This is a genomic window from Leucobacter weissii (assembly GCF_017565745.1).
Lineage (GTDB): Bacteria > Actinomycetota > Actinomycetes > Actinomycetales > Microbacteriaceae > Leucobacter > Leucobacter weissii.
In genome coordinates, this window is sequence record NZ_JAGDYM010000004.1 from 65,727 (window position 1) to 91,974 (window position 26,248).

Annotated in this window: 22 protein-coding genes; 7 read left to right on the forward strand and 15 right to left on the reverse strand. The window is 70.8% G+C overall.

Features of this window, described 5'->3' with window-relative positions:
* Nucleotides 1–4: 4 nt before the first annotated feature.
* Nucleotides 5–4,000, reverse strand: a complete 3,996-nt coding sequence (gene hrpA / locus J4H92_RS02520; RefSeq protein WP_208095588.1) for an ATP-dependent RNA helicase HrpA — start codon at nucleotides 3,998–4,000, stop codon at nucleotides 5–7.
* 106 nt (nucleotides 4,001–4,106) lie between these two features.
* Between hrpA and J4H92_RS02525 the strand changes: the two genes are divergently transcribed.
* The 3 genes from J4H92_RS02525 to argG all read left to right on the forward strand — a co-directional run bounded on the left by J4H92_RS02525 (nucleotide 4,107) and on the right by argG (nucleotide 7,322).
* Nucleotides 4,107–4,940, forward strand: a complete 834-nt coding sequence (locus J4H92_RS02525) for an aldo/keto reductase (protein ID WP_208095590.1) — start codon at nucleotides 4,107–4,109, stop codon at nucleotides 4,938–4,940.
* Nucleotides 4,941–5,000: 60 nt separating this feature from the next.
* Nucleotides 5,001–5,837, forward strand: a complete 837-nt coding sequence (locus J4H92_RS02530; protein WP_208095592.1) for a hypothetical protein — start codon at nucleotides 5,001–5,003, stop codon at nucleotides 5,835–5,837.
* Between the two features lie 63 nt (nucleotides 5,838–5,900).
* Complete coding sequence (gene argG / locus J4H92_RS02535) at nucleotides 5,901–7,322, forward strand: argininosuccinate synthase (RefSeq protein ID WP_208095594.1); 1,422 nt, start codon at nucleotides 5,901–5,903, stop codon at nucleotides 7,320–7,322.
* A gap of 134 nt (nucleotides 7,323–7,456) precedes the next feature.
* On the opposite strand, the gene J4H92_RS02540 is transcribed toward argG, so the two are convergent.
* Entirely contained in the window at nucleotides 7,457–7,705 is a 249-nt protein-coding gene (locus tag J4H92_RS02540; RefSeq protein ID WP_208095596.1) for a WhiB family transcriptional regulator, read from the reverse strand.
* A 197-nt stretch (nucleotides 7,706–7,902) separates the two neighbouring features.
* Here J4H92_RS02540 and J4H92_RS02545 point away from each other — a divergent pair, with 197 nt between their 5' ends.
* Nucleotides 7,903–8,295 carry a hypothetical protein gene (locus tag J4H92_RS02545; RefSeq protein ID WP_208095598.1) on the forward strand — a complete coding sequence of 131 codons (393 nt, stop codon included), beginning with the start codon at nucleotides 7,903–7,905 and terminating at the stop codon, nucleotides 8,293–8,295.
* 49 nt (nucleotides 8,296–8,344) lie between these two features.
* On the opposite strand, the gene bcp is transcribed toward J4H92_RS02545, so the two are convergent.
* The 3 genes from bcp to aroA are packed head-to-tail and all read right to left on the reverse strand — an operon-like array spanning nucleotide 8,345 to nucleotide 11,418.
* Complete coding sequence (gene bcp, locus J4H92_RS02550) at nucleotides 8,345–8,818, reverse strand: thioredoxin-dependent thiol peroxidase (RefSeq protein WP_208095600.1); 474 nt, start codon at nucleotides 8,816–8,818, stop codon at nucleotides 8,345–8,347.
* Nucleotides 8,819–8,856: 38 nt separating this feature from the next.
* Nucleotides 8,857–9,924, reverse strand: coding sequence for a ribosome small subunit-dependent GTPase A (gene rsgA / locus J4H92_RS02555; RefSeq protein ID WP_208095602.1), 1,068 nt, complete (start codon nucleotides 9,922–9,924; stop codon nucleotides 8,857–8,859).
* Between the two features lie 6 nt (nucleotides 9,925–9,930).
* On the reverse strand, nucleotides 9,931–11,418 hold the full coding sequence (aroA, locus tag J4H92_RS02560; protein ID WP_208095603.1) for a 3-phosphoshikimate 1-carboxyvinyltransferase: 1,488 nt from the start codon (nucleotides 11,416–11,418) through the stop codon (nucleotides 9,931–9,933).
* A 157-nt stretch (nucleotides 11,419–11,575) separates the two neighbouring features.
* Here aroA and J4H92_RS02565 point away from each other — a divergent pair, with 157 nt between their 5' ends.
* Complete coding sequence (locus J4H92_RS02565) at nucleotides 11,576–12,274, forward strand: sigma-70 family RNA polymerase sigma factor (protein ID WP_341782975.1); 699 nt, start codon at nucleotides 11,576–11,578, stop codon at nucleotides 12,272–12,274.
* A complete protein-coding gene (locus J4H92_RS02570) occupies nucleotides 12,271–12,507 on the forward strand; it encodes a zf-HC2 domain-containing protein (RefSeq protein ID WP_208095604.1) in 237 nt (78 codons plus the stop codon). Before J4H92_RS02565 ends, J4H92_RS02570 begins: the two co-directional genes overlap by 4 nt.
* A 58-nt stretch (nucleotides 12,508–12,565) precedes the next feature.
* Here J4H92_RS02570 and J4H92_RS02575 read toward each other — a convergent pair whose 3' ends face one another.
* From J4H92_RS02575 to J4H92_RS02600, 6 genes are read right to left on the reverse strand one after another with little or no spacing between them, the layout of a single operon-like run.
* On the reverse strand, nucleotides 12,566–13,831 hold the full coding sequence (locus J4H92_RS02575) for an MFS transporter (protein ID WP_208095606.1): 1,266 nt from the start codon (nucleotides 13,829–13,831) through the stop codon (nucleotides 12,566–12,568).
* Nucleotides 13,828–14,556 (reverse strand): 5-oxoprolinase subunit PxpA, encoded by a 729-nt coding sequence (gene pxpA, locus J4H92_RS02580; RefSeq protein WP_243751920.1) that lies wholly within the window; start codon nucleotides 14,554–14,556, stop codon nucleotides 13,828–13,830. Before pxpA ends, J4H92_RS02575 begins: the two co-directional genes overlap by 4 nt.
* 20 nt (nucleotides 14,557–14,576) lie before the next feature.
* Nucleotides 14,577–16,061: an amidase gene (locus J4H92_RS02585; protein WP_208095608.1), complete on the reverse strand. Its 1,485-nt coding sequence runs from the start codon at nucleotides 16,059–16,061 to the stop codon at nucleotides 14,577–14,579.
* Between the two features lie 54 nt (nucleotides 16,062–16,115).
* On the reverse strand, nucleotides 16,116–17,114 hold the full coding sequence (locus J4H92_RS02590; protein ID WP_208095609.1) for an ABC transporter permease subunit: 999 nt from the start codon (nucleotides 17,112–17,114) through the stop codon (nucleotides 16,116–16,118).
* Nucleotides 17,111–18,658, reverse strand: coding sequence for a sugar ABC transporter ATP-binding protein (locus tag J4H92_RS02595; protein WP_208095612.1), 1,548 nt, complete (start codon nucleotides 18,656–18,658; stop codon nucleotides 17,111–17,113). The genes J4H92_RS02590 and J4H92_RS02595 overlap by 4 nt, the downstream gene beginning before the upstream one ends.
* Nucleotides 18,658–19,752, reverse strand: a complete 1,095-nt coding sequence (locus tag J4H92_RS02600) for a substrate-binding domain-containing protein (RefSeq protein WP_208095614.1) — start codon at nucleotides 19,750–19,752, stop codon at nucleotides 18,658–18,660. Before J4H92_RS02600 ends, J4H92_RS02595 begins: the two co-directional genes overlap by 1 nt.
* A gap of 191 nt (nucleotides 19,753–19,943) precedes the next feature.
* Between J4H92_RS02600 and J4H92_RS15600 the strand changes: the two genes are divergently transcribed.
* A complete protein-coding gene (locus J4H92_RS15600) occupies nucleotides 19,944–20,729 on the forward strand; it encodes a FadR/GntR family transcriptional regulator (protein WP_208095616.1) in 786 nt (261 codons plus the stop codon).
* A 24-nt stretch (nucleotides 20,730–20,753) separates the two neighbouring features.
* On the opposite strand, the gene J4H92_RS02610 is transcribed toward J4H92_RS15600, so the two are convergent.
* The 4 genes from J4H92_RS02610 to J4H92_RS02625 all read right to left on the reverse strand — a co-directional run bounded on the left by J4H92_RS02610 (nucleotide 20,754) and on the right by J4H92_RS02625 (nucleotide 26,111).
* The gene (locus J4H92_RS02610) at nucleotides 20,754–22,508 is read right to left on the reverse strand and encodes a dipeptide ABC transporter ATP-binding protein (protein ID WP_208095618.1); all 1,755 of its coding nucleotides are present in this window, start codon (nucleotides 22,506–22,508) and stop codon (nucleotides 20,754–20,756) included.
* Entirely contained in the window at nucleotides 22,505–23,440 is a 936-nt protein-coding gene (locus tag J4H92_RS02615) for an ABC transporter permease (protein WP_208095620.1), read from the reverse strand. The genes J4H92_RS02610 and J4H92_RS02615 overlap by 4 nt, the downstream gene beginning before the upstream one ends.
* Nucleotides 23,437–24,393, reverse strand: coding sequence for an ABC transporter permease subunit (locus tag J4H92_RS02620; protein WP_208095622.1), 957 nt, complete (start codon nucleotides 24,391–24,393; stop codon nucleotides 23,437–23,439). The genes J4H92_RS02615 and J4H92_RS02620 overlap by 4 nt, the downstream gene beginning before the upstream one ends.
* Nucleotides 24,394–24,500: 107 nt before the next feature.
* Nucleotides 24,501–26,111: an ABC transporter substrate-binding protein gene (locus tag J4H92_RS02625; protein WP_208095624.1), complete on the reverse strand. Its 1,611-nt coding sequence runs from the start codon at nucleotides 26,109–26,111 to the stop codon at nucleotides 24,501–24,503.
* Nucleotides 26,112–26,248 lie beyond the last annotated feature (137 nt).

The following is a 26,248-nucleotide window of genomic DNA, read 5'->3' on the forward strand; positions in this document are numbered from 1 at the left end:
CGCACTATTCTGCGAGCGTCTTCTGCAGGCGGGCGAGGGAGGCCGGTTCAGCGGTGCGCAGCTGCTGCGCGAAGAGGCTGATCCGCAGCTCCTCGATCAGCCAGCGGGCCCGCACCAGACGCTCCGGCGCGTCCGGCGGCAGCGGGATCGAACCCCCGGCCTCCGCGAACAGCGCCAGCGCGCGGTCCGATTCGTTCTGCCAGGCCCGATCCCGCCCGGGCTGCGCGGCCAGCCCCGCCATGCGCTGACGGATCCCCTCCAGGTACACGGGCACGCGCTCCAGCCGGTCCAGGCCGGTGCGGGAGACGAAGCCCTCGCCCGCTCCGCCGGCCGGGTAGACCAGCCCGTCGAGCTGCGCCTTGGCATCGGCCACCTGCCCGAGGACCTGCAGCGACTTCGTCCCCTCGATGGCCTTGCGCGCCAGCCGCGCCTCGTCGAGCACCCGCGCGGTCAGCGCGATGCCCCGGTAGATCTCGTCGATCAGGGCCCGGGCGTACTCGTTCGCGATCGTCTCGAAGTCCTGCTGCCTGCGCACCAGCCCGTCGGGACGGTGGCGCCGGAGCACCCGATCCGCGACGGCCGCGGACACGTCGGCGATCGCCTCGTCCAGCGTGCGATGGGGCCCGCCGCCCAGCAGCAGCTTCTCCTGGTTCGAGAGATGGTCGCGCACGTAGCTCGCCGGCGACGGGGAGCTGAGGACGAGCAGGCGGCGGACCCCCCGCCGCGACAGGCGCCGCTGCTCGGACTCGTCGGCGACGAGCACCAGATCGACGGAGTCCCGCCGATCCACCAGAGCCGGATAGGCGCGCACCACGCCTCCTCCTCCGCGTCCGCCCGCGAACGAGCTGTCGAGGTGCTCGGGCAGGTCGCCGAAGTCCCAGGCGCGGAGACCGCTGCGCTCGAGGTCGTTCTTCGGCCGGGCGGCGGTCGAGACCCGGGCCACGCCGCGCGTCGCGCGGTCGCGGTGCGCGGCCTGCAGTTCGGCGAGGTCCTTGCCGGTGCCGATGGCGCGGCCGCGCTCGTCGATCACCCGGAAGGTCGGGGTCAGATGCGCGGGCAGCCGGGCGGCATCGAAGCTCTCGGACGTGATGGGAGCGCTCGTGCGCCGACGGATCTCCGCCGCGAGCAGTTCCGTGAGCGTCCGGGTCTCGGCCGGATCGTCGAGCCGCGGGCCGAGCGCTCCGAGCAGCGTGCGGGCCCAGTCCGCCGCCGGGACGACGTGCTTGCGGATCGCCTTGGGCAGTGTCCGGATCAGCGCCGCGACCAGTTCCTCGCGCAGACCCGGCACCAGCTTCTCGAACTCGCCGCCCTCGATCCTCGGCAGCAGCGGCAGCGGCACCGCGACGGTCACGCCATCGTCCTCGGCCGTCGGATCGAAGCGGTAGCGCAGACGCAGCGTCTGATCGCCGTGGCGCCACTCGCGCGGGAACGCGCGGTCGGCCGCGCCGTCAGCGGCGGCGTCCGCATCGTCGTCGAGCAGATCCTCGCGCCGGAGGTGCAGCAGTTTCGGCTGCTCGCGATGCTCCTTCTTCCACCAGCCCTCGAAATCGCGGACGCTCGCCACCTCGTGGGGGATCCGCTCGTCGTAGAAGTCGAACACGGCGTCGTCATCGCCCACCAGCCCGCGCCGGCGCGTGCGCTCCTCGAGCTGTTCCAGCTCGCGTCGCAGCTGCCGGTTGGCCCGGTCGAACGCGTACAGCGGCCCGCCGGGAGCGTCCCAGCCGGATCCGCCGCGGCCGCCGTCGTCGGTATCGTTCTCGACGCCGACGAGTGCGTGACGGATGAAGAGCTCCCGTGCGTGCGCCGGGTCGAATCGCGCCAGCTGCACCCGGCGGCGCTCGACGATGGGGACGCCGTAGAGCGTCACCCGTTCGTAGGCGACCGCCGCGCCCTGGCTCTTCTCCCAGCGCGGCTCGCTCAGCTGGCGCTTGGCCAGCGGTCCGGCCAGCTCCTCGGCCCACTCCGGCTCGATCGCGGCGTTGCCGCGCGCGAAGAGGCGGCTCGTCTCGACCAGCTCGACGCTCATGACGACCTCGGGCGGTCGCTTCGCGAGCACCGAGCCGGGGTGCAGCGCGAAGCGGGTGCCGCGCGAGCCGAGGTACTCCTGCGCGGGCTTGCGCCGGGACGCGCCGCCCGCTCCGCGTCCGCCGGGCGCGGCGCGGCGGTCCTGCCGATCGTCGCGCACGCCGATGTGCGAGAGCAGGCCCGCGAGCATGGATCGGTGGATCGCCTCCGCGGACCCGCTCCCCGCACCCGAGTCGCCGGAGGGGGAGGCTTTTGCGGAGCGATTCAGCTGCCGCACGAGATCCATCCACTCCCGCACGCGCAGGAAGTTCAGGAATTCGGCGCGGCACAGGCGCCGGAAGGCGCTCGACGAGAGATCCGCCTGCTGCTCCTGCAGATGGTTCCAGAGGTTCAGCAGGGTCATCGCGTCGCCCAGCGGATCCGCGAAGCGCGCGTGCAGCTCGTCGGCGCGGGCGCGCTGCTCGGCCGGGCGCTCGCGCACGTCCTGCACGGTCAGGCCCGCGACGATCGCGATCACCTCCGCGGTCGCGCCGTGGCGCCGCGACTCGACGATCATCCTCGCGAAGCGAGGCTCGATCGGCAGGCGCGTCAGCTCCCGGCCGACCTTCGTGATGCGGTGGCGTCTCGCTCCCTGACCCTGTCGAGGGGAGCGAGACTCCACCGCTCCCAGCTCGGCGAGCAGTCCCAGACCGTCGGCGATGCCGCGCTGGTCGGGCGGGGTGAGGAACGGGAACGCGGCGATGTCTCCCAGACCGAGCGAGAGCATCTGCAGGATCACGCTCGCGAGGCCGGTGCGCAGGATCTCCGGCTCCGTGTAGGCCGGCCGCGAGCCGAAGTCCTCCTCGCTGTAGAGGCGGATCGCGATGCCGGGACTCGTGCGGCCGGAGCGCCCCGACCGCTGGTTCGCGCTCGCCTGCGAGATCGCCTCGATCGGGAGGCGCTGCACCTTGCTGCGAGAGCTGTAGCGCGAGATCCGGGCGGTGCCCGCATCGACGACGTAGCGGATGCCCGGGACGGTCAGCGAGGTCTCTGCGACGTTCGTCGCCAGCACGATCCTTCTTGCCGCCGGTCCCCGAGCCTGTCGAAGGGTCGCGCGCTCGAAGACGCGATGCTGCTCGGCGGCGCTGAGCCGGCCGTAGAGGGGCAGGATCTCGGCCGGGCGGGTGCGGGCCGACGAGGCCAGGCGCCCGCGCAGGGCGTCCGCCGCGTCCCGGATCTCGGCCTCGCCGCTCAGGAACACGAGCACGTCGCCCGGATCCTCCCTCGAGAGTTCGGCGACCGCGTCGCCGATGGCGTCGAAGAGGTCTCTCTCGATGCTCCGGGTCCTCGGAGCTCCGCCTTTCGGATCCGGGATCTCCTGCTGCTCCACCAGCGGCCGATACCGGATCTCGACGGGGTAGGTGCGACCGGAGACCTCGATGATCGGGGCCGGTTCTCCGTCCGGGCCCGCGAAGTGCCGCGCGAACGACTCCGGATCGATCGTGGCGCTCGTGATGATCACCTTGAGATCGGGACGGCGGGGGAGGAGGGTCCTCAGATATCCGAGCAGGAAGTCGATGTTGAGGCTGCGCTCGTGCGCCTCGTCGATGATGATGGTGTCGTATGCGCGGAGGTCGCGGTCGCGGTGGATCGCGTTCAGCAGGATCCCGTCGGTCATCAGCCGGATCCGGGTCCTCTCGCTCACCCGGTCGGTGAAGCGCACCTGGTAGCCGACGAGGTCGCCGAGCTCGCTGCCCAGCTCGTCCGCGATCCGTTCGGCGATGGTGCGCGCGGCGATCCTGCGCGGCTGCGTGTGCGCGATGCGCTCGCGGCCGAGGGCGAGCGCGATCTTGGGCAGCTGGGTGGTCTTTCCCGACCCGGTCTCGCCCGCGACGATCAGGACCTGGTGCTTCTCGATCGCGGCGGATATCTCGTCGCGCATCCTGCTGACGGGCAGCTCCTCGGGGAAGCGGATGCGCGATTCTGCTTCAGACATGACTGTTCCATTATCGGGGTGGAGCGCGTCTCCCGCCGAGGACGTGCCCTATGCTGAGAAACCCGGGTTCACCGGAGGTAAAGATCCCGTTCCAGGAGGCCAGCAGATGAACGCACTGCCTGTTCCGAACATCGAGTTGCGCGACGGCAACCTGATCCCGCAGTTCGGCCTCGGCGTGTTCAAGGTCGAGGCGGAGGAGACCGAGGGGGTCGTCGCCAAGGCGCTCGAAGCCGGATACCGGCACATCGACACGGCCGCCGTGTACGGCAACGAGGCCGAGGTGGGGCGGGCCATCGCGGCCTCCGGGATCCCGCGCGACGAGCTGTTCGTGACCACGAAGCTCTGGAACTCCGATCACGGAGACCCGCGAGCCGCGTTCGACGCGAGCCTCGAGAAGCTCGGCCTCGAGAAGCTGGACCTCTATCTCGTCCACTGGCCCGTCCCGAGGCGCGGCACCGCGGTGCGCGCCTGGCGCGGCCTGGTGGAGATCGTCGGCGCCGGCCTGGTCGATTCGATCGGCGTCTCCAACTTCGAGATCGAGCATCTGCGCGCACTGATCGACGAGACCGGCGTGGTGCCCGCCGTGAACCAGATCGAACTGCATCCGCTGCATCAGCGGCGCGAGCTCCGCGCGTTCTGCGCCGAGTACGACATCGCGATCGAGTCGTGGGGTCCGCTGGCGCAGGGCAAGAGCGACCTGTTCGAGCTCCCCGAGGTCGCCGAGGCCGCCGCCGCGCATGCCAAGACCCCGGCGCAGGTCGTGCTGCGGTGGCACCTGCAGCACGGCTTCATCGTGTTCCCCAAGAGCACCCGTCGCAAGCGCCTGGTGGAGAACGCGGAGATCTTCGACTTCCGGCTCTCCGACGACGAGGTGGCCCGGATCGACGCGCTCGACGAGCAGCGGGCGTTCGGTGCGGATCCCCGCACCTTCGAGGGCTGACCCGGTGCCCGCGGATCCTTCGCACGGACCAGCCGTGCTCTCAACGGTGGAGGAGCATCGATGACCACGCACCGCCCATCGCGCGCGATGCCCGCCGCGGGCGTCGCGCTCGCGCTGGCGCTCGGATCGCTCGTCTCGGGTGCGGCCACGGCCGCGGTGGCGCTGCCGGTCTCGTCTCCGGCGGCGGCCGTCGCGATCGTTCCCGGCCCCGCGATCGCCCCGGTGGTCGCGAAGAAGTCGAAGAAGTCGAAGAAGTCGAAGAAGTCGAAGAAGCCCAGGATCACGGTCTCGAAGAGGCTGAAGACGGGCACCTGGTACAAGAATCAGGCCCCCAAGCGCATCGGATACGACTATCGCCTGCCGTTGCTCACGGGCGCGAAGGCGAAGGCGAAGAAGAGATTCAACGCCAAGGTCGACCAGCTGGTCAGGGCCGAACGGCGCTCGCTGGTGAGGTGGCGGAGCGGGGGATACTCGCCGGACGACGTTCTCTACGCCACGTACAAGGACGGCAGCGCGCACTTCTCCATGCGGCCCAAGGTGAGCCGGTACAAGAACTACGTCAGCGCGACCCTGCTCTTCGACACGAATCCGAACATCGGCGGCGTGTCGCAGCAGAACTCGCCCACCGTGACCGTCGACGCGCGCACGGGAAAGACGGCGAAGCTCTCGCGCTTCACCAAGCTCTCTACGGCCGAGCTGAAACGACTCGCCTACCGGAGCGCCGTGCGCGAATACGGGGCCGACTCGATCTGGCCGAGGTCCGCGAAGGAGATGCCGAAGCTGGATAGCTTCCAGGTGAGCGGCACGGGCATCAGGTTCTGGTTCAGCCGCTACGAGCTCGCTGCAGGGGCCTACGGGAACACCTCGGCGTTCGTCGGCTGGTCGAAGTTGCGGTGACGATCGCGGCCGGGAACCGGTTCCGCTCCGCCGGGGTGCTTGGAGCCGAATAGGATAGAGAGCATGTCAAAGGTTCTCTCTTCCCTGCCCGTCGGCGAGCGCGTCGGCATCGCGTTCTCCGGTGGTCTCGACACCTCCTGCGCCGTCGCCTGGATGCGCGAGAAGGGCGCGGTGCCCTGCACCTATACGGCGGATATCGGTCAGTACGACGAGCCCGACATCGAGGGAGTCGCCGGCCGCGCCAAGGAGTACGGGGCCGAGATCGCGCGCTTCGTCGATGCGAAGACGCCGCTCGTGGAGGAGGGGCTGGTGGCGCTGCAGTGCGGCGCCTTCAACGTGCGCTCCGGAGGCAAGACCTACTTCAACACCACGCCTCTCGGCCGAGCCGTCACCGGCACGATGCTGGTCCGCGCGATGAAGGAGGACGGCGTCGGCATCTGGGGCGACGGCTCCACGTACAAGGGCAACGACATCGAGCGCTTCTACCGCTACGGCCTGCTCGCCAATCCGCGCCTGCGCATCTACAAGCCCTGGCTGGACGCGGACTTCGTGGAGGAGCTCGGCGGCCGGCAGGAGATGAGCGAGTGGCTCGTCGAACACGGCTATCCCTACCGGGACGCCGCCGAGAAGGCCTATTCGACGGACGCGAACATCTGGGGCGCCACCCACGAGGCGAAGCGGCTCGAATTCCTCGACACCGGCCTCGACATCGTCGAGCCCATCATGGGCGTGGCCGCGTGGCGCGACGAGGTGAGCGTCGCCACCGAGGAGGTCTCGGTGCGCTTCGAGGCCGGGCGTCCGGTGGCGATCGACGGGACGGAGTTCGACGACCCGGTCGCCCTCGTGCTCGAGGCCAACGCGATCGGCGGACGGCACGGCCTCGGGGTGTCGGATCAGATCGAGAACCGCATCATCGAGGCGAAGTCGCGCGGCATCTACGAGGCGCCGGGGATGGCTCTGCTGCACATCGCCTACGAGCGGCTCGTCAACGCGATCCACAATGAGGACACCATCGCCTCGTACCACAACGAGGGCCGCCGTCTCGGACGGCTCATGTACGAGGGGCGTTGGCTCGACCCCCAGTCGCTCATGCTGCGCGAGTCGCTGCAGCGCTGGGTCGGCTCGGCCGTGACCGGCGAGGTCGTGCTGCGCCTCCGGCGCGGGGACGACTACACGATCCTCGACACCTCCGGGCCCAATCTCAGCTACCACCCGGAGAAGCTCTCGATGGAGCGGACGGTCGGCGCGGCCTTCGGTCCGCAGGACCGCATCGGGCAGCTCACCATGCGCAACCTCGACATCGCGGATTCGCGCCAGCGGCTCGAGCACTACGCGTCGCTCGGCCTCGTGGGAGGGGCCACCGCGGAGCTGGTGGGCGAGCTCGAGCGCGGCGGAGCCGAGGAGATCGCCGACGCGGTCGGCGGGATCGACGGGGACGCGGACGAACTCGGACTCAGCGCCGCGTTCGACACCGGCACCGACTGACGCGGTTCATCGTGATCGCCCCGAGCCCGTCGGAGGGGCGGTCTCGGAGACGACAAAGCGCAACCCCCGCCCCTTCGACGAGGCTTCCTGAGCTCGTCGACGGGGGCGGGGGTTGCGACTGCGGAACCGCGCCTTCAGCTCGCGCGACGGGCGCGGGCCGCGCGACGCTTGAGGGCGCGGCGCTCGTCCTCGCTCAGACCGCCCCAGACCCCGGAGTCCTGGCCGGTGTCCATCGCGTACTGCAGGCACATCTCGGTGACGGTGCAGCGGGCGCACACCGCCTTCGCGCGGTCGATCTGGTCGACCGCCGGCCCGGTGTTGCCGACCGGGAAGAAGAGCTCGGGGTCGACGGTGAGACAAGCGGCCTGTTCGCGCCAATCCATGGGTGTTCCTCCTCTGTGCGTGTGCACGCGCGCGAAAACCGCTGATGGCCGATAGCCTGGATTTCGCGCCAAATGCTGACATGTGGGCTGAGCATGCTCACAGCGGCGTGCGCGAAACTCGATGAATATATGTTTCCATGAAGTAACAGGTTAATCAATAGTTAATTTTTGGAACTGCCTGAGAGGAAGCTGACCGCATGGAGAACTCGGCCCCGGTGCCCGGCCCGCGCATCGCCTGGACGACGCTCCTCGTCCTCCTCGCCGCCGAGGCGCTCGGCGGTCTCGTACTCGTGGTGAGCGCGATCGGGGGACTGGTCGCGGCCTCGGCCGAGCCGCTCGGCCAGCGGCTCAGCGTGTTCCTGGCGCTCGTGATCGGATGGCTCTGGGTCTGCGCGACGCTCGCCGGAGCCCTGCGGTCGCGAGCGCCGTGGTCCCGCGGATCCGCGATCACCATTCACGTGCTGCTGTTCGCCGCCGGAACCGGGATCCTGCAGCTCTCGCTCGCCGACCCCCGGCTCGGCTGGGTGCTCGTGCTGATGTCGCTCGCCGGCTTCTTCGCCGCTCTGCTCGCGAAGCCCTCGCCGCGCTGAGGGCGCTCGGGCCGCCGACGTCCGGGCAAACCCGGACGTCGGAACGGGCTCAGACCTCGAGGAGTTTGCGGATGCGCGCCACGTGCCCGGTGGCCTTGACGTTGTAGAGCGCGTGCGCCACCCGCCCCTCCTCGTCGATGACGAAGGTGGAGCGGATCACACCCTGGACGATGCGCCCGTAGTTCTTCTTCTCGCCGAAGGCGCCGTAGGCGGTCAGCACGCTGCGGTCCTCGTCGGCCAGCAGCGGGTAGTCGAGGTGCTCGGTCTCGGCGAACCGCTTCTGCTTCTCGGGGGCGTCGGGCGAGATGCCGAGCACCGTGTACCCCGCTGCGCGCAGCGGCTCGATCGAGTCGCGGAAATCGCAGGCCTCGGTGGTGCATCCCGGCGTCAGCGCCGCGGGGTAGGCGAAGAGGATCACGCGCCGCCCTCGCAGGCCGGAGAGCGAGACCGTGCCGCCGTCCTGATCGACGAGGGAGAAATCGGGGGCGGGGGATCCGGCTTCGAGCACGACCTTCTCAGACATGCCCCAAGCCTATCGCCGCCGGTCGCCTCGCGCGCGCGTCAGCGCAGCAGCCTCCGCAGGGACTCGACCCTCCCGGCGCCCGCCGCGTCCAGCCGGCCGTCGGCTATGGCGGCGTCCAGCTCGCAATCGGGCGCGCCGGCGAGGTGGGTGCAGCCCCGGGGGCACTCGTCGATGATGGGTGCGAGATCGGGGAGGCCGCGCAGCAGGCCGTCGCCCGTCACGTGCCCGAGGCCGAAGGATCTCACACCGGGCGTGTCGATGACCCACCCGTGGTCGTCGTCCGCGGGGCGGGCGTCGGCGCCGCGGTCTCCGGCTCCTCCGGGGGTGCTCACCCGGAGCGCGATCGACGACGACGACGTGTGCCGTCCGCGGCCGGTGACCTCGTTGACGTGCCCGGTCGCGCGATCCGCGTCGGGGACCAGCGCATTGATCAGGGTGGACTTGCCGACTCCCGAGTGGCCGACGAAGACGGTCGTCTTCCCCGCGAGGGCCGCGCGCAGCTGGGCGAGCGGTTCGGCGCCCGTCCCGGAGCGGATCACGGGGACGTCGAGCGCGGCGAAGTTCGCGAGGAACGGCTCCGGGTCGGCGAGGTCGGTCTTGGTGATGCAGATCAGCGGGGAGATGCCCGCGTCGTAGGCGGCGACCAGATAGCGATCCACCAGGCGCACTCTCGGCTCCGGATTCGCCGCGGCCACCACGATCAGCATCTGGTCGGCGTTCGCGACCATCACGCGCTCGATCCGGTCGCTGTCATCGGCGCTGCGCCGCAGCACCGTGCGCCGCTCCTCGAGCCCGACGATGCGCGCGAGGGTGCCCTCCTCGCCGCTGACATCCCCGACGAGTTGCGCCCGATCGCCGATGACGATGGGGGTGCTGCGCAGTTCGCGGGCGCGGGCGGCGGTGACGGTCGTCCCGTCGACGAGGACCGTGTAGCGGCCGCGATCCACGGCGACCACCATCCCGACGACCGCGTCCGCGTGCTCGGGGCGGCGCTTGGTCCGGGGGCGGTTCGATTTCGGGTTCGGCCGCTGCCTCACGCGGTGGTCGGCGTACTCGGCGTAGGGGCCGTCGAGTTCCGTCTCGTCGTCGGGAGGGAGCCAGCTCACCGGCGCCTACCCGCCGAAGCCGGGAAGGAGCCCGCCGACGAACCCGGAGAGGCCGAGCGCGCCGTTCGCCGGCGGCGGATCGGAGGCGGCCGTTCCCGCGGAGGGTCCGGCGATCCCGAGCATCCGCGCCCACATCCGCGGGAAGTCGGGCAGGGTCTTCGCGGTGGTGCCGATGTCGTCGACGGAGACGCCCGGAACGCGCAGGCCGATCAGGGCACCGGTGGTCGCGATGCGGTGATCCTCATAGGCGCGCCAGGCTCCGCCGTGCAGTTTCGCCGGCCTGAGCGCGATGCCGTCCTCGAGTTCGACCGCGTCGCCGCCGAGCCCGCGGATCTCGTTCACCAGTGCGGCGATCCGATCGGTCTCGTGGTGCCGGATGTGTCCGATGCCGGTGATCTCGCTGGGCTCTCCGGGGAAGTCCTCGGATCCGTGGGCCGCCAGCGCGGCGAGCCCGACGAGGGTGGGGGCGAGCTCCCCGGCGTCGGGCAGGTGCAGGCGCGCGCCGCGCAGCTGCCCGCCCGCGGTCACGCGGACGAGACCGTCCTGCGAGGAGACGGCCGCTCCGAAGGCGGGCAGCAGCTCGCGCAGCCGGTCGCCGACCTGAGTGGTGGTCTCGGGCCAGCCCGGCACCGCGACGCTCCCGCCCGCGGCGAGCGCAGCGGCGAGGAACGGCGCCGCGTTCGACAGATCCGGTTCGATCGCGAGCTCCCGCGCCTCGATCGGCCCGGGCGCGACGCGCCATTCGCCGTCGCCCGTGGCGGTCGCGTCCACGCCGCGGGCGCGCAGCACCTCCAGCGTCATCTCGATGTGCGGCAGACTGGGGACGCGCTCGCCCGTGTGGACCACGTGGACGCCCTCGTCGAAGCGCGGGGCGCTGAGCAGCAGCGCCGAGACGAACTGGCTCGAGAGCGACGCGTCGAGCTCGACCCGGCCGCCCCGCAGCGATCCCGTGCCGTGCACGGTGAAGGGGAGCGCGCCGCGGCCCTCGTCGGCGATGTCCGCGCCGAGGGCGCGCAGCGCGTCGAGCACCGGCCGCATCGGGCGCTTGCGGGCGTAGGGGTCGCCGTCGAAGGCGGTGGGTCCGAGCGCCAGAGCGGCAACCGGAGGCACGAAGCGCATGACGGTGCCGGCGAGGCCGCAGGCGACCGTGGTCGAGCCGAACAGCGGATCCGCCGGGGCGATGCGCAGATCCGCCCCGAAGTCGCCGGCCTCGCCGATCTCCTCGATGCCCGTGCCGAGGGCGCGGAGCGCGTCGATCATGAGCTGCGAATCGCGTGAGTGCAGCGGAGCCCTCAGCAGTCCGGGACCGTCGGCGAGCGCCGAGAGGATCAGCTCCCGCCCGGTCAGCGACTTCGAGCCCGGCAGCCGCACGGTCGCGTCGAGCGGTGCCTGCGCGGTCGGCGCGGACCAGGCCTCGGGCGCGGCGCCGTCATCGTCGCTGCGGCCGGCAGGATCCTCGTCGTCCCGTCCGGCGTTCAGCTTGGCGATGAGCATGGAAGAGACCTCTCGACGATGCGGTGCTCCGCGATGGAATGTTCGGGGCGTGCTCTGAGTTGTACAGTCTACCGGCTGCGATCGAGTGGGAGGAGGCACGATGACGACGATGGCCACGGCCCTGCTCGACCGGCGACCCCGACTAGGCTTGAGCATTGTGAGTCGTAGTAGGGATCGTGCCGCGCGCACGAACGCGTCCGATCGGGCCGACGCGGCGCAGACGTCGCAGGCGCAGACGTCCGCCGAGCTGGAGCGGCGCTTCACGCGCGATGCGCTGCCCTATCTCGATCAGCTCTACGGTGCGGCGATGAAGATGACCCGCAACCCGCAGGACGCGCAGGATCTCGTGCAGGAGACCTTCACCAAGGCCTTCGCCTCGTTCGGCACCTTCACCGAGGGGACGAATCTGAAGGCCTGGCTCTATCGGATCCTCACGAACTCCTACATCAACACCTATCGCAAGCGCCAGCGGGAGCCGCATCTGGGCGCGGTGGACGAGTTGGAGGACTGGCAGCTGGGCGGGGCCGAGTCCACGACCTCGATGTCGTCGCGGTCCGCCGAGGCCGAGGCCATCGACCGGACTCCGGCCGACGTCGTCACCCGCGCGCTGAACGAGCTGCCCGAGGATTTCAGGATGGTGGTCTACCTCGCCGACGTGGAGGGCTTCAGCTACCAGGAGATCGCCGACATCATCGGGCGCCCGATCGGGACCGTGATGAGTCGGCTGCACCGCGGACGTGCCCGGCTGCGGCAGTCGCTGGGGGAGTATGCGCGGGAGCAGGGCTTCGGCGTCGGCGCGGAGAGTGCGACGCGGGCGGGGCAGGGCGACCGGGCGGAGCAGAGGAGGGCGAGATGAGCGGCTGCGATTGCGAGCACGCGAGGGCGAACCTCGAGGAGCTGATCCGGGGCGAACTGCGCGAGGTGGATTGCGGGCCGATCCGCGAGCATCTCGCGGACTGCCCCGAGTGCCGGGACGAGCAGCAGGTGTTCGAGAAGCTCACGGTCGCCGTGCGACGCGCCTGCGACGGCCCCGCGCCGCCCTCGCTGCGCGATGCGGTGCTCGACAGCATGCGCGCACTGCACGACTGATCCCACTACCCGGGATGCCGGGCGCCGACGCGCCACCCGCGGCCGGTCCGGATGCCGCTTAGCGCACGTCGACGGACCCCGGCCTCCCGCTCAGCAGGCCGAAGCAGAGCTGCACGATCTGGAGCGCCGTCAGCCCGAGCAGCACGGTGAGCCATGTGCCCGAGAGGCTGGCGAGCGCGCCGGCCGACACGGGGCCCAGCGCAGCGAGAGTGTAGCCGCAGGTCAAGGCGAAGGAGGAGAGCCGCGCGGTCTGCGCGGGGTTCGCCGACCTGATGCTGAAGAGCGAAGTGACGACGACGAAGGTGCCTCCGATGCCGAAGCCCAGCAGGATCACCCAGAGCAGTCCGAGGCCGGGGAACAGGATCTGGCCCACGAGCCCGACCGGCCCAGGCAGGCCGAACGCCCAGACCGCTGGCCGGGCGTCGTCGCCGCCGCGCTGCAGCACCCAACCGGCGCCGAGGGATGAGACGATCGAGACCACCTGGAGCACTCCCTGGTGCAGACCCGCCTCGGAGGCGCCGACCCCCGAGAGCCGCTCGATCGTCGGCCACCAGGTGAGCACGGTGTAGTAGAGCAGGGCCTGGAGCCCGTTGAAGATCGTGAGGTGCCAGACGAGCGGGGACCGCCACAGGCCGCGCGCATCTCCCGGGGTGCGCGATGCCTCGGCCCGGATCGGGCCGGCGTGCCGCAGGACGGGTAGGAAGACACCGATCGCGATCAGGGCCAGCCCGGTCCAGATACCGAACGAGAGCCTCCAGCCATCGCCCGTGGCGCCCGCGATCGGCACCGCGATCGCGGAGGCGACGGCGGCGGTGCCCGACTGCACAGCGGAGTAGACGCCCGTGATGCGCCCGGGGCTCCGGGGGAACTCCCGCTTCACGAGACTCGGCAGCAGCACGTTGACGATCGCGAGCGCGGAGCCGATGAGGGCGGTGCCCAGCCAGAGCGAGAGGCTCGAGGGGAGTGATCTGCCGAGTATGCCGACGGCCAGGGCGACAAGCGCAGCCAGAAGCGCGCGCTCCAGCCCGAGCCGCCGTCCGAGCCAGGGCGCCGTCGGCGAGAGGACGGCGAAGCAGAAGACCGGCAGCGCGATGAGGATCGAGGCCGCAGCCGGGCTCAGGTCGAGCGAGTCCCGCACCGGCGCGATGAGCGGTCCCACCACCGTGATGGGGGCCCGCAGATTCGCCGCGATGATGAGGATCCCCACGAGCATGAATCCCGGTCTCAGGCCGGAGCGGGCCAGAGACCGGGATCCGCTCGCCGCCCCCGGTCCGGTTTGCGGGGCGGGGGCGGCGGGGTGCGCGGTGCCACCCCGCCGGCTCATACCGCCTCTTCCTCGATCACGGCACGGATCCTCAGTGCCACCTCGACGGCGTTCGGAAGATCCGAGTGCACGCAGAACGACTCGGCGCGCACGGCCAGCTCCGTGCCCGAGACGCTCGAGGTGCGCCCGTCGAGGAGCGCGCGGCGGGCGCGCGTCTCGACCTCCTCCAGGTCCCGGGTTCTGCCGACCCGGTTGACGATCACCATGCCGTCATCGTCGTAGTCGAGGTCGACGTAGAACTCCGGGACGAACTCGACGCCGAGTCGCAGGGCCGAGCGCTCGTGCGCCGTGCCTGCGAGACCGAGGATCGGTACTTCGAACTGCAGCGCCACCTCGCACACGGCGTCCATCATCTCGTCATCGCGCGCCAGCATGCCGAAGAGGGCGCCGTGCGGCTTGATGTGATTGAGCTCGGCACCGGCGCGCTGCACGAACGCCTGCACCGCGCCAGCCTGGTACCGCACCAGGTCGCGCGCCTCCTGCGCGGTGATCGCCATCGCGCGTCGGCCGAAGCCCGCCACGTCGGGGAGCCCCGGGTGCGCGCCGACGGCGACGCCGCGACTGACGGCGGCATCGACGGTCTCGGCGATCGCCGAGGGATCGCCGGCATGCATCCCTCCCGCCACATTCACCAGGTCGACCAGGTCGAGCAGCTCCTGGTCGTGCCCGAACGAGTGGATGCCGATGGACTCGCCCATGTCGGCGTTGATGGTGGGTCGCGTCATGGCGGGCACGGGTCGGCCACTCACAGGGCGGGAGCGCGGCGTGCGCCGGTCGCCTTCTCGACCGCTGCGGCGACATTGAGGAGCCGGTGCTCGTCGTACGGCGCGCTGATGATCTCGAGGCCCACCGGCAGGTCGTTGTCGGTGAACCCGACGGGCACGGTGATGGCGGGGAAGTGCAGCTGCGAGGCGATGACGGTGTTCGTCGGGTAGGTGAGGCAGGTCCACTTGTCGGAGAACACCTCGTCGTGGGTCGGCGCCGGCAGCTTAACGTCGGGGAAGACGATCGCGTCGAGGCCGAGCTCGGCGAGCAGCCCGACGACCTCGCGCTGAAAGTCCTGCTGCGCGAGGATGCGGTTCAGGTATTCGGGGTCGTCTGCGGGGTCCGTCGAGGTCGCCGCGATGCCCTCGAGCAGGTCGAGCTTCTCGTGGTAGCGTCCGCTCTCGATGACTTCGCTGATGCCCTTCACGCCGCTGCCGGGGCGGGTGGCGAAGAAGGCGTTCATGTCGGCGTGCGACCTCGTGTTGTAGACGGATGTGAAGCCGACGAGGTGCATCAGATCCTCGATCTCGACGTCGACGACCTCGCCGCCCGCAGCCACCAGCTGCTCGAGCGCGCGCTCGAGCACTGCGTTCACGCGCGCGCCGTCGGGGTCCGAAGGATCCCCGAAGGCCCCGCGCAGCACGCCCAACCGCTTGCCCGACATCGTGGATTCGGCGAGCCCCTCGGCGTAGGAACCCGTGTGGTGCGAGATGCGGTTCACGGAGGTGAAGGGATCGGCTGGGTCCCATCCGGCGACGACGTCGAGCAGGCGCGCGGCGTCCTCGACGGTGCGCGTCATCGGGCCGGGGGTGTCCTGGGGCACCACGAGCGACGACATGCCGTCGCGGCTGATGATGCCGGGGGTGACGCGGAGCCCGACGAGGTTGCAGAACGACGCCGGCAGACGGATCGAGCCGCCGGTGTCGCCGCCGATGCCGACGAGCGCCAGGTTCGCGGCGATCGCGGCCGCCGAGCCCGAGGAGGAGCCGCCCGGATCGCGACTGAGGTCGTAGGGGTTCTTGGTCACACCCGAGCGGGAGGAGGTGCTGAACCAGGAGGTCGCGAAGTCGGGCATCGTGGTGGTGCCGAGGATCACGGCGCCGGAGTCGCGCAGGCGGCGCACGACCGTCGAATCCCGCTCGGGCATCGACTCGGCGGCGATCTCGCTGCCGTAGCTCGTGGGCATGCCGCCTACCTCGACCTGGTCCTTCACGAGCACGGGAACGCCGTGCAGCGGACCGCTCAACCGACCGCTCCCGGCGAAGGCCCGGTCGAGGGCGTCGGCGTCGTCGAGCGCGCGGGGCGAGAGGGCGACGATCGAGTTGAGGCTCGGTCCCGAGCGGTCGACTGCGTCGATGCGGTCGAGGTAGGCCTGCACGACCTCGCGCACCGTGAGCGCACCGGATGCGTACCTGCTGAGGATCTCGTCGATCGTGATCTCTTCGAATGCGAATGTCTCGGACATGGGGTTACTCCATCGGGTTGTTCTGAAAAGGGGTCGTCACGGGTGCGGAACGGGTCAGTCGGCGCCGGGGCGCCGGATCCTCGAGAATCTGCTCCAGTCGAAGGATGCGAGCGCCGCGATGATGATCACCCCCTTGATGATGTTCTGATAGTAGGGATCGATGTCGAGCAGGTTGAAGCCGTTCTGGAGGGTCGCGAGGATGCCCACGCCGACTGCGGTCCGCCAGATCGAGCCCTTGCCGCCGGTGAGGGCGGTCCCGCCGACGATCACCACGGTGAGCACGTCGAAGACGAGCGAGCCGCTCAGCCCCGCCTGCGCCGAGCTCAGCTTCGAGGCGGTGATCGAGCCCGCGATGCCTGCGGTGACGCCGGCGATCGTGTACGTGCTCGCGATGACCCAGTCCGTGCGGATGCCGGAGAGCCTCGCGGCCTCGCGGTTGCCGCCCGCCGCATAGACGTTGTGCCCGTAGCGGGTGTAGGCAAGGATCAGGCCGGCCAGCACGAACAGCGCGACCATGAGCAGAGCGCTGAACGGCACGCCGAGCAGCTCACCCCGGCCGAGGACCGTGAACGGGTCGAAGCTCACCTGGATCGGCTTGTTCCCCGTCAGCAGCAGGGTGATGCCCGCGATGATGAGCGACGAGCCCAGGGTGGCGATGAACGGGTTCACGCGCAGCTCGGTCACGATCAGCCCGTTGACGGTGCCGACGAGCGCGGTGATGAGGATCGCCCCGGCGAAGGCGAGCAGCGGAGGCGCGGTCTGCCCGAAGGCGGCCGCGAGCACGGCGCCGAGGGCGTAGGTCGACGCCATCGAGAGGTCGAAGCCGCCAGTGAGCATGACGTAGGTCATGCCGATGCCCATGATCGCGACGGGCGCCCATTGCGACATGACGTTCATGAGGTTGCCGAGGGCGAGGAACGAGGGCTGGAGCAGGCTGATGACGATGATCAGGCAGACGAGCGCCAGCACGACGCCGTACTCGCCGAGCAGGTGTCGCGTGCGCGAGGCGGCCGTCGGGGTGGGTCCCGGGATGGTGTCGGTCGGGATGGTCACGGGCGGATCTCCTCCGTCTGGTTCTTGGGGTCTGTGCGGGTGGGCGCGGCGGCGAAGGATGCGGAGAGAACCTCTTGCATCGAGGTCCCGGCCGGGAACTCGGCGACCATGCGCCCGCCGTTCACGACGACGATGCGGTCGCTGTGATCGAGCACCTCCTGGAGCTCGCTGGACGACCAGAGCACCGAGGCGCCGGTGTCGGCGAAGGCGCGCATGGCGGCGAACACCTCCGACTTCGCGCCGATGTCCATGCCGCGCGTCGGCTCGTCGAGCAGCATGAGTCGAAGCGGGCGGGAGAGCAGACGCGCGAGCAGCAGCTTCTGCTGGTTGCCGCCCGAGAGGGTGCCGGCCGGCGCCTTGAGCCGCGCCGTCTTGAAGGCGACGCGCTCCGTGAAAGGGGCGGCCCAGAGCCGGATCGACTGCGGGGTGATCGCGCCCCGCCTGCGCACCGTGCCGAACGCGCCCACTGCGACGTTCCAGGCGGACTCGCGGTGGAGGACGAGCCCCTGGCGCTTCCGATCCTCGGGTGCGAGCGCGATCCCCGTCCGCCAGGCCCGCGCGGTGCTCTTCGGCCAGGCGACCACGGCCCCGTCGATCTCGAGCCGGCCCGACCGGACGGGGTCCGCGCCGGCGATGCTCCGCAGCATGCGGGTGCGGCCGGACCCGACGAGCCCGGCGATCCCGACGACCTCGCCGGCGCCGATCGCGAGATGGGGCACGTCCACGCCCGGCGCCCGGAGATCCTCGATCTCCACCGCGGTGCGCGTCTCCGTCCGCGCGGTGTGATCCCGCCGCGGGATGTCGGGCACGTGCCCGAGCATGGCGGTGACAAGCGTGTCCTTCCGCCAGTTCTCGGTCCGATCGTGAGCCACCGTGCGGCCCTCGCGCATCACGAGCACCTCGTCGCTGACGTCGAGCACGGCGTCGAGGTCGTGCGAGACGTAGAGGATCGCGCAGCCGTCGGCCTTGAGCTCTCTGATGATGCCGTGCAGCCGCTCGATCTCGCCTGGCCCGAGGGAGGCCGTCGGTTCGTCCATGATGACGAGGCGACGGCCGTGAGCGATGGCCCGCATGATCTCGAGCAGCTGCTGGCTCGCCGTCGACAGCCGGCCCGCCCGGGTGTCCGGGCGGATCCCCCCGCCCACACGGCGTGAGACCTCGTCGTAGCGGAGACGCATCTCGCGACGGCGGATGACGCCGAATCGGGAGGGCGCGTGGCCGAGGAAGACGTTCTCCTCAGCTGACATCTCGGGGGCGAGGGTCAGTTCCTGGTAGATCATCGCCACCCCCGCCTCTTCGGCGGCGCGCGGGCTGCCGCCGAAGAGAGGGGAGCCGAGCACCTCGATCGTCCCGGCCGTCGGGCGGATGGCTCCGGCGACGGATTTCATGAGCGTTGACTTGCCGGCCCCGTTCTCGCCCACGACGGCGAGGACCGTGCCCGCCGCGAGAGAGAGCGAGACGTCGGCGAGGGCACGTACTCCGGGGTAGTCCTTGGCGAGTCCGGAGACGACGAGCGCCGACTCCTGGGCGGGAGGCGTCTGCATCAGTACCCCGGCTCGAAGCCCGATGCGTTGTCACTGGTGAGGAAGATGGCACCGGGGCCGTCGACGATGCGCGGGGCCTCGGCGAGGTAGGTGAAGCCCTCGGTGGCGGCGCCCTCGCGGAGGGCGCGGGCGAGCTGGACGACACCGTAGTAGGACTCCTCGTAGGGGAGCAGGACGGAGGTGGAGGTCCAGGCGCCGTCGAGCACCCGCTCGACGCCGTACTCGGTGCCTGCGACGCTGTAGATGCGCACGTCCTCGCGCGGGGTCAGGCCGGCGGCGCGGACGCCCTCTTCGACGCCGCGCGTCATGTCGTCCCAGGAGGAGAGCACGATCTCGGCGTCGGGGTTGGCCTGCAGGGCGTCCTGCACGACCCCCAGCGCGACCGAGGGGTCGAAGTTGCCGGGCTGCTCCGAGACGACGGTCACGTTCGGGTGCTCCTCAGCGGCGCGGGCGATCGCGTCCTGCCAGCGAGTGTAGAGATCGCTGCCGACGAAGCCGCCGACCGCGATGGCCTTGCACTCGTCCTCGCACGACTCGAAGGCATTGCTCACGTGCTGATAGAAGAACAGCTCGGTCTGCATCGCCACGAATCCGGAGGTGCCCTCGGTGAAGTCGGGGTTGCCGCACATCGGGCTGTTGATGTTGACGATGGGGGCGCCGGTCTCGGAGAGCGTCTCGAAGTTGGCGCAGCCGGGGGCGTCGGCGACGGGGGAGAGGATGTAGCCGTCGAAGCCTCGCTGTATCGCGTCCTCCACTTGGGACTGCTGCGCGTTGACGTCGAAGCCCGCGTTGAAGAGGGTGATGTCGGCGTTCAGCTCCTTCGCCGCGTCCTGCGCGCCCTGCCAGCGGCGCTGGCAGAAGGCGTTCTCGGTGGCGCACTCGGTCAGGTAGGCGATCTTGGCGCCCTCGAGGTCGGGGAGCCCGGCGTCGATGAAGGCGAGGGTCTCGGCCATCGCCGACTCGGACGCGACCGCGTCCTTGCCGGAGGGGACCGCGTCGTCGCTCGACTGGTTGGGTGCGGCGCATGCCGAGAGGGAGAGGGCGGCGATCGCCGCGCCGATGATGAGAATTCGTCGCGTAGGTCGTGTAGTCACATCGACTCCTTTGTCAATACTTAGATGTTCAATGTCAATTGTTCGACATTGAACATTGTATGTTGGTCATGTTACACGCATAGACCACATGTGTAACGTTTTTGTTACGGACGTGCCCGTGCGATCCACCCCGGCCGAGCGGGCGTCCCTATAGAGTTCTCTTGTCCCCCGCGAAGAATTACGGAGTCCAGATGGCCAGGCCGGAGTTTGAACCGACTGCTCTCACGCGGCGCGACGCCTCGGGCCAGATTGCGCGGCAGTTGCGCGAGGCGATCACCTCCGGCGTGTGGACTCCGGGGGAGCGGCTCCCTACCGAGCAGGAGCTCGCGGAGACCTACGATGTCGCGCGAGCGACCGCCCGGGAGGCGCTCAAGCTGCTCTCCGCCACGGGGCTCGTGCAGTCGACGCGCGGTGGCCAGGGCGGCACTTTCGTGACGGTGCCCGACGCCGACGAGATCGCCAACCAGCTGGGCGATGCGATCCGCCTCTGGTTCCGCGTCGGCAACGTTACGATCCACAACGTCGACGAGGCACGCGAGGCCTTGGAGACCATCATCGCCGGCCTCGCAGCGCAGCGCCGAACGGAGGACGACCTCAAGGCGATCCGCCTCGCGGTCGACGCCGCCCGCGATCTCGAGATGGAGATCGAGGAGTGGCTCGACTGGGACATCGCGTTCCACACGGCCATCTCCCGGGCGACGAAGAACCCCATTCTCGAGCTCGCGATGATGGCGGTGCACCTCATCCGTCCGCTGACCAACAAGGTCTTCGTCGAGTTCCTCGGCCGCCAGGAGGTGCTGGATCAGCACATCGAGCTCGCGGCCGCGATCGAGGCGTCGGATCCCGAGCGAGCCCGGGAGGCGCTGCGTGCGCACGTCCGCTACCTCGACGAGGTCCGCCGTGACGCGCTCGCGGCGCTCGCCGTCGAAGACGTCCCGCTCTCCGACCTGCCGCTCCGCGACAGCAAGAAGAGATGACGTCGACGCTCTCGATCGCCCCGCCTACTCCGGGAGGCGCGGCAGCGCCGCGATGAGCTCGCGGGTATAGGGGTCGCGGGGGGCGGCGAGTATCTCCGACGTCGGGCCCTGCTCGATCACGCGGCCCTCGCGCATCACGGCGATGCGCTCCGCGAGCCGCGGCACGATGCTCAGGTCGTGCGTCACCGTGACGAGGGTCAGGCCGAACTCGCGGTGCAGCCCGGCCAGCAGGTCGAGCAGGCGCCCCCGCACGAGCACGTCCAGCGCGCTCACCGGCTCGTCGGCGAGCAGCAGATCGGGCCGGTGCACGAGGGCCCTGGCGAGCGCGATGCGCTGCCGCTGTCCGCCCGAGAACTCGTACGGGTAGCGGTCTGCGGCATCCCCGGGCAGCTCCAGCCGGTCGAGGATCTCGCGCACCGCGAGGCGATGATCCCCGGCAGCGCTCGTGGCCACGAGCGGCTCCGCGACGGTCTGCCCGATCGTGCGCCGCGGGTCGAACGAGGCGTAGGGATCCTGGAGCACGATCCCGGTGCGGCGGCGCAGCCAGAGCAGGCGGTCGCGCGCGGGGTCGACGGTCCGGCCGTCGAAGCGCACCTCGCCCGCGGTCGGTCGGCTCAGCCCGAGCAGCAGGCGCAGCAGCGTCGACTTGCCCGAGCCCGACTCGCCGACGATGGCGAGGCTCTGTCCTCGCTCGACGGCGAGGTCCACCCCGTCGAGCGCGGTGGTCTCGCCGGCCCCCTCGAACACCTTCGTCGCCGTCACCCGATACCGTTTGGTCAGATCCCGCGCCTCAACCAGCGCAGCGCCCGCTGCGCCGCTCGCTCGCGCCCCACCGCCGGCGTCAGAGATCGGGGACGCAAACGCCGGTTTCGTCGGCGGGTTAACCGGTATCCGCGTCTCCGACTCGGGGTCCTGCCACGGAGAAGGGGGGAGCAACGCACGGGAGGGGGAACGCGCGGGGGACGCGGGATTCGGCGCGGGCAGGGGAGGCGCGGGAGCCTGGAGCGCGGGGCTCCGCGCGGCGTCGACGAGCGCCCGCGTCACCGGGTGGCGCGGCGCGTCGAGGATCTCGGAGACCGGCCCCTCCTCGACGATGCGCCCCTCGGCGAACACCAGCACCCGTTCGGTCACGTCGGAGACGACCGCGAGGTCGTGCGAGATGAAGACGAGCGAGCAGCCGTCGCCCTCCGTGAGGTCGCGGAACAGGCGCAGGATGCCGCGCTGCACCGTCACGTCGAGCGCCGTCGTCGGCTCGTCGGCGAGCAGCAGCACGGGATCCGCCGAGACGGCCGCCGCGATCGCCGCCCGCTGGCGCTGCCCGCCCGACACCTCGTGGGGGTAGGCGCGCACCATGCGTTCGGGCTCGCCGAGCCCCACCCGTTCCGCCAGGCGCAGCGCCGCAGCTCGTCGCTCGGCGCGCGACAGATTGTAGTGCACCGAGAGCGCCTCGGTCATCTGCCTCCCCAGCCGCCGGAGCGGGTTCAACGCGGTCTTCGGCTCCTGGAACACCGTCCCGATGAGGTCTCCGCGGATCTCGGAGAGCTCGCGCTCCCCGAGCCCGACGAGCTCGCGATCGCCGAGCCGGATCGAACCGCGCACCTCGGCGTCCTCGGGAAGCAGCCCGGCGATGGCGAGTGCGGTCACGGTCTTGCCGGAGCCGGAGCCGCCGATGAACCCGAGCCGCTCGCCGGGAGCGAGTGCGAAGGACAGGTCGTGGAGCAGCGGCCGGCCGCCGATGGAGACACGCAGGCCGGAGACCTCGAGAGGAGGGGCGCTCATCGCTTCGGCCCCCCGTCGACGACCCCCGCGGGAGGGGTGAGCGCGGCGGGCAGGGACAGGGCGACCGGAGGCGGCGCTGCGCCCGGGACCACCGGCCGCCCGGCCGGGCCGCCCGTCCGCAGCCTCGGGTCCATCGCCTCGCGCAGCGCATCGCCGAGCAGGGTGAAGGCGAGCACGGTCAGGGTGATCGCGAGCCCGGGCAGGATCACGACCTCGGGATGCATCGAGACGTACGATTGGGTCTCGGCCAGCATCCGCCCCCACGAGGGGACCCCTGGCGGCGCGCCGAAGCCGAGGTAGCTCAGCCCGGCCTCCGCGAGCAGGGCCAGGCCCATCGAGAGCGAGAGCTGCACCGTGAAGACGGGGGAGACGTTCGGCAGCAGGTGGGTGCGCAGAATCGCCCAGCGCGAGAGCCCCGCCGCCCGCGCCGCGAGCACGAAGTCCTCCGCGGCCACCTGCCGCAGCTCGGCGCGCACCACCCGGGCGATCGCCACCCCGTAGCCCACGCCGACGGCGGCGATCACGACGGGCAGACCGCTGCCGAACACGGCGGCCAGCATGATCGCGAGCAGCAGCGTCGGAAAGGCGATGAGCACGTCGATGAGGATCGCGAGCGGCTCGCGCGCCCAGCGGGCGCCGAGTGCGGCGGGCACGGCGAGCAGCAGCCCGATCCCACCCGAGACGACCGCGGCTCCGAGCACCACGATCACCGTCACGCGGCTGCCTGCGATGAGGCGGGAGGCGAGATCGCGGCCCGAGCCGTCGGTGCCCAGCCAGTGCTCGGGGGAGGGCGGCTGCCAGGCGCGGAAGGCGCTGGCCTGGTTCGGATCCCCGGGCAGCCAGACCAGAGACAGCAGGCACAGGGCGAGCACCGCCCCGAGCACGATGAGGGAGAAGAGCCCGCGCGGTGAGCGGACGACCGAACGGATCATTCGCGCTCCTCCACCCGCAGACGCGGGTCGATGACCCGGTGGAGCACGTCGATCAGCGCGCCCAGCACGAGGATCACGCCGGTGAGCACGAGAAGGGTGCTCTGCACCTTCACGAGATCCCGGTTGCCGACGTCGGAGACGAGCATGCGGCCGAGTCCGGGAAGGTTGAACAGCTGCTCGATCACCACGGCGCCGACGAGCAGCTCGGCGATCTGCAGCCCGAGCAGCGAGATCACCGAGAGTCCCACCCCGGGGAGGCCGTGGCGGACGAGCGCGCCGAGTCTCGTGCGCCCCTGGGACATGGCCGTGCGCACATGGTCGGCACCGAGTGCGCTGAGCGTGGCCGAGCGCACGAAGCGGAAGAGGATCGCGCCCACCACCAGGCCGATGGTGAGCGCCGGCAGGGTGAGGGAGCGGAGCGCGGCGAGGGGGTCCTGCCAGCCGGCCCGGGGGAAGCCCTGGGGCGGCAGCCAGCCGAGCCACGACGAGAAGACGATGATGCCGAGCAGCCCCGCCCAGACGATCGGCACCGCTGCGGCGACCACCCCGAGCACCGACAGCGCACGGCTGGCGAGGGCGTGCCGACGGTACGCGGCGAGCACCCCGAAGGGGAGCGCGACGAGCAGCGAGATCACCAGTGCGTAGAGCGTGAGCGGCACGGTCACCTGGGCCTTCTGAGCGAGCTCCGCGGCGATCGGGGTGCCCGAGACGAGCGAGTTGCCGAGATCCCCGGTCAGCACGCCGCCGATCCAGTCGACGTACTGCGCGGGAGGCGGCAGATCGAGCCCGAGCCGCTCGCGCAGCGCCGCGATCCGCGCCGGCGAGGCCGTGGTGCCGCCGATCACCTGGGCCACGTCGCCGGGCAGCAACCGCAGCGCGGCGAAGATGAGCAGGCTCGCCAGCAGCAGCCCCGCCGTCAGCGTCAGGGCCCTGATCGCAAGGAATCGGCTCACTTCTCGATCCTAAGCTCTCGACCCGGGGGCGCTCCCTTCGACAGGCTCAGGGGACGCCCTTCCGATCCCCGGGCCCGTCGAAGGGTCCGGAGGCGGGCGATGCGAGATCAGCCGATGCTCACGCCTTCGAGAGGGATCCGGGAGTTCGTGTTGCTCTCCGGGAAGCCGTGGACCTCCGTGCTGACGGCGTTGGTGGGCGTGTAGTTGATCAGCCACTTCGCCGGGGCGTCCTCCGCGACGAGGGCCGCAGCCTCCCTGATGAGCTGGCTCGCCTCGGCCCCGTCGGTCGCCGCGATCGCGGCGTCGTAGCGCTCCCGCGCCTCCTCGTTCACCGCGCCGAAGTAGTATCCCTCGGTGACGTAGTTCACGAAGTCGTTCGCCTCCGCGTGGTTGACGTAGCTGAGGTCGAAGTCGCGCGGACCGCCGTCCTCGGGGGCGGTGTAGACGTCGCTCAGCCACGTCGCGAACTCGACCGCTTCGACCTCGAGCGTCACTCCGACCTCGGCGAGCTGGCTGACCACCTGATCGATCGGCTCCTGCGGATAGAAGTTCGGGATCGTCACGGTCAGCTCGAGATCCTCCGCGTCCGCGTCCGCGAGCAGCTCTCGCGCGCCCTCGGGGTCGTAGTCGTTGACGGCGGTGAGATCCTCGTAGGCCGGCTCGAGATCGGTGATCGGGCCGCCCAGCGCCTTGCCGTCGCCGTAGAACGCCTCGATGATCGCCTCGCCGTCGATGGCCTTCGACAGCGCGCTGCGCACGCGGGGATCGTCGAGCGGCTCCTTCGCGGAGTTGTAGGCGCGCGTGAACACATCGGTGCTGTCGGCCCGGGTGAGCGAGAACGCGTCGGAGCCGTCGAAACGCGAGACGAAGCTCGAGGTCACGGGCGCGACCACGTCGAGCTCGCCCCCGAGCGCGGCGTTCACCGCCGCGTTCGCATCGGGGATGTACTGCCAGATCACGCGGTCGAGCGTGGCCGGCTCGCCCCAGTAGGCGTCGTTCGCGGCGAAGGCGATGCTGTCGCCCTGCTTCCAGTCCTCGAGCACGTAGGGTCCCGTGCCATTGGTGGCGCTCGCCAGATCCCCGTCGAAGGCGGTCTCGTAGATCAGGCCGGGACGATTCGCCAGATGCCACAGCAGCTGGCTGTTCGGCGCCTCGAGCTCGATCACGACGGTGCGCTCGTCCGGGGAGGAGACCGCCGGCGCCGTGCCGAGCGCCGCCGCCAGCGTGAACGAGGCGTCCTCGGAACTCAGCGAGTCGACGACATCCGCGGCGGTCACCGGGTTGCCCGATTCGAAGGCGGCGCCCTCGCGCAGCACGAAGGTGTAGCTCAGGCCGTCCTCGGAGACCTCGGGAAGCGACTCCGCCAGCACCGGCACGAACTCGTCGACCGATCCCGGGGCGAGTCCGACGAGGCCCTGGTAGACGTTGTCGATGAGGATCTGGTCGAGTGCGACCCCAGCCGTGTTGCGGATGTCGAGATTGCCCGGCTCCAGCTGCAGGCCCACGGTCAGCTCGCCTCGGGCCCCGTCGTCTCCGCCGGTCGGCGCGCCGCCCTCGCCGTTGTCGCGACCGGCCGTGAGCGCGACCACGGCCACGATCGCGGCGACCGCGAGCACCGCGATGGCGATGATGACGGTGGTGCCCGAGCGCTTGCGCTTGCGGTACTCGGGGGCGGCCTGCCGGTTCTCGGCCTGCGGCTCTGGCTGCTGCTCGGTCACGGATGTGCTCCTTGCGGTTGTGCGCGATGGTGCCGCGCGGCGGGGTCGAAGACGGCGCGCGGCGATGCAGGATCGTCAGGTGCGCCGAGACTACGTGGATGCTGCCTATGTTGATTCTGCGCGGATATCGGCGGAAC

Bases quoted from the DNA above. Each gene is read 5' to 3' on its own strand.
- hrpA (WP_208095588.1), bottom strand. From the start codon at position 4,000: ATGTCTGAAGCAGAATCGCGCATCCGCTTCCCCGAGGAGCTGCCCGTC.
- J4H92_RS02525 (WP_208095590.1), top strand. From the start codon at position 4,107: ATGAACGCACTGCCTGTTCCGAACATCGAGTTGCGCGACGGCAACCTG.
- J4H92_RS02530 (WP_208095592.1), top strand. From the start codon at position 5,001: ATGACCACGCACCGCCCATCGCGCGCGATGCCCGCCGCGGGCGTCGCG.
- argG (WP_208095594.1), top strand. From the start codon at position 5,901: ATGTCAAAGGTTCTCTCTTCCCTGCCCGTCGGCGAGCGCGTCGGCATC.
- J4H92_RS02540 (WP_208095596.1), bottom strand. From the start codon at position 7,705: ATGGATTGGCGCGAACAGGCCGCTTGTCTCACCGTCGACCCCGAGCTC.
- J4H92_RS02545 (WP_208095598.1), top strand. From the start codon at position 7,903: ATGGAGAACTCGGCCCCGGTGCCCGGCCCGCGCATCGCCTGGACGACG.
- bcp (WP_208095600.1), bottom strand. From the start codon at position 8,818: ATGTCTGAGAAGGTCGTGCTCGAAGCCGGATCCCCCGCCCCCGATTTC.
- aroA (WP_208095603.1), bottom strand. From the start codon at position 11,418: ATGCTCATCGCCAAGCTGAACGCCGGACGGGACGACGAGGATCCTGCC.
- J4H92_RS02570 (WP_208095604.1), top strand. From the start codon at position 12,271: ATGAGCGGCTGCGATTGCGAGCACGCGAGGGCGAACCTCGAGGAGCTG.
- J4H92_RS02575 (WP_208095606.1), bottom strand. From the start codon at position 13,831: ATGAGCCGGCGGGGTGGCACCGCGCACCCCGCCGCCCCCGCCCCGCAA.
- pxpA (WP_243751920.1), bottom strand. From the start codon at position 14,556: ATGACGCGACCCACCATCAACGCCGACATGGGCGAGTCCATCGGCATC.
- J4H92_RS02585 (WP_208095608.1), bottom strand. From the start codon at position 16,061: ATGTCCGAGACATTCGCATTCGAAGAGATCACGATCGACGAGATCCTC.
- J4H92_RS02595 (WP_208095612.1), bottom strand. From the start codon at position 18,658: ATGCAGACGCCTCCCGCCCAGGAGTCGGCGCTCGTCGTCTCCGGACTC.
- J4H92_RS15600 (WP_208095616.1), top strand. From the start codon at position 19,944: ATGGCCAGGCCGGAGTTTGAACCGACTGCTCTCACGCGGCGCGACGCC.
- J4H92_RS02610 (WP_208095618.1), bottom strand. From the start codon at position 22,508: ATGAGCGCCCCTCCTCTCGAGGTCTCCGGCCTGCGTGTCTCCATCGGC.
- J4H92_RS02615 (WP_208095620.1), bottom strand. From the start codon at position 23,440: ATGATCCGTTCGGTCGTCCGCTCACCGCGCGGGCTCTTCTCCCTCATC.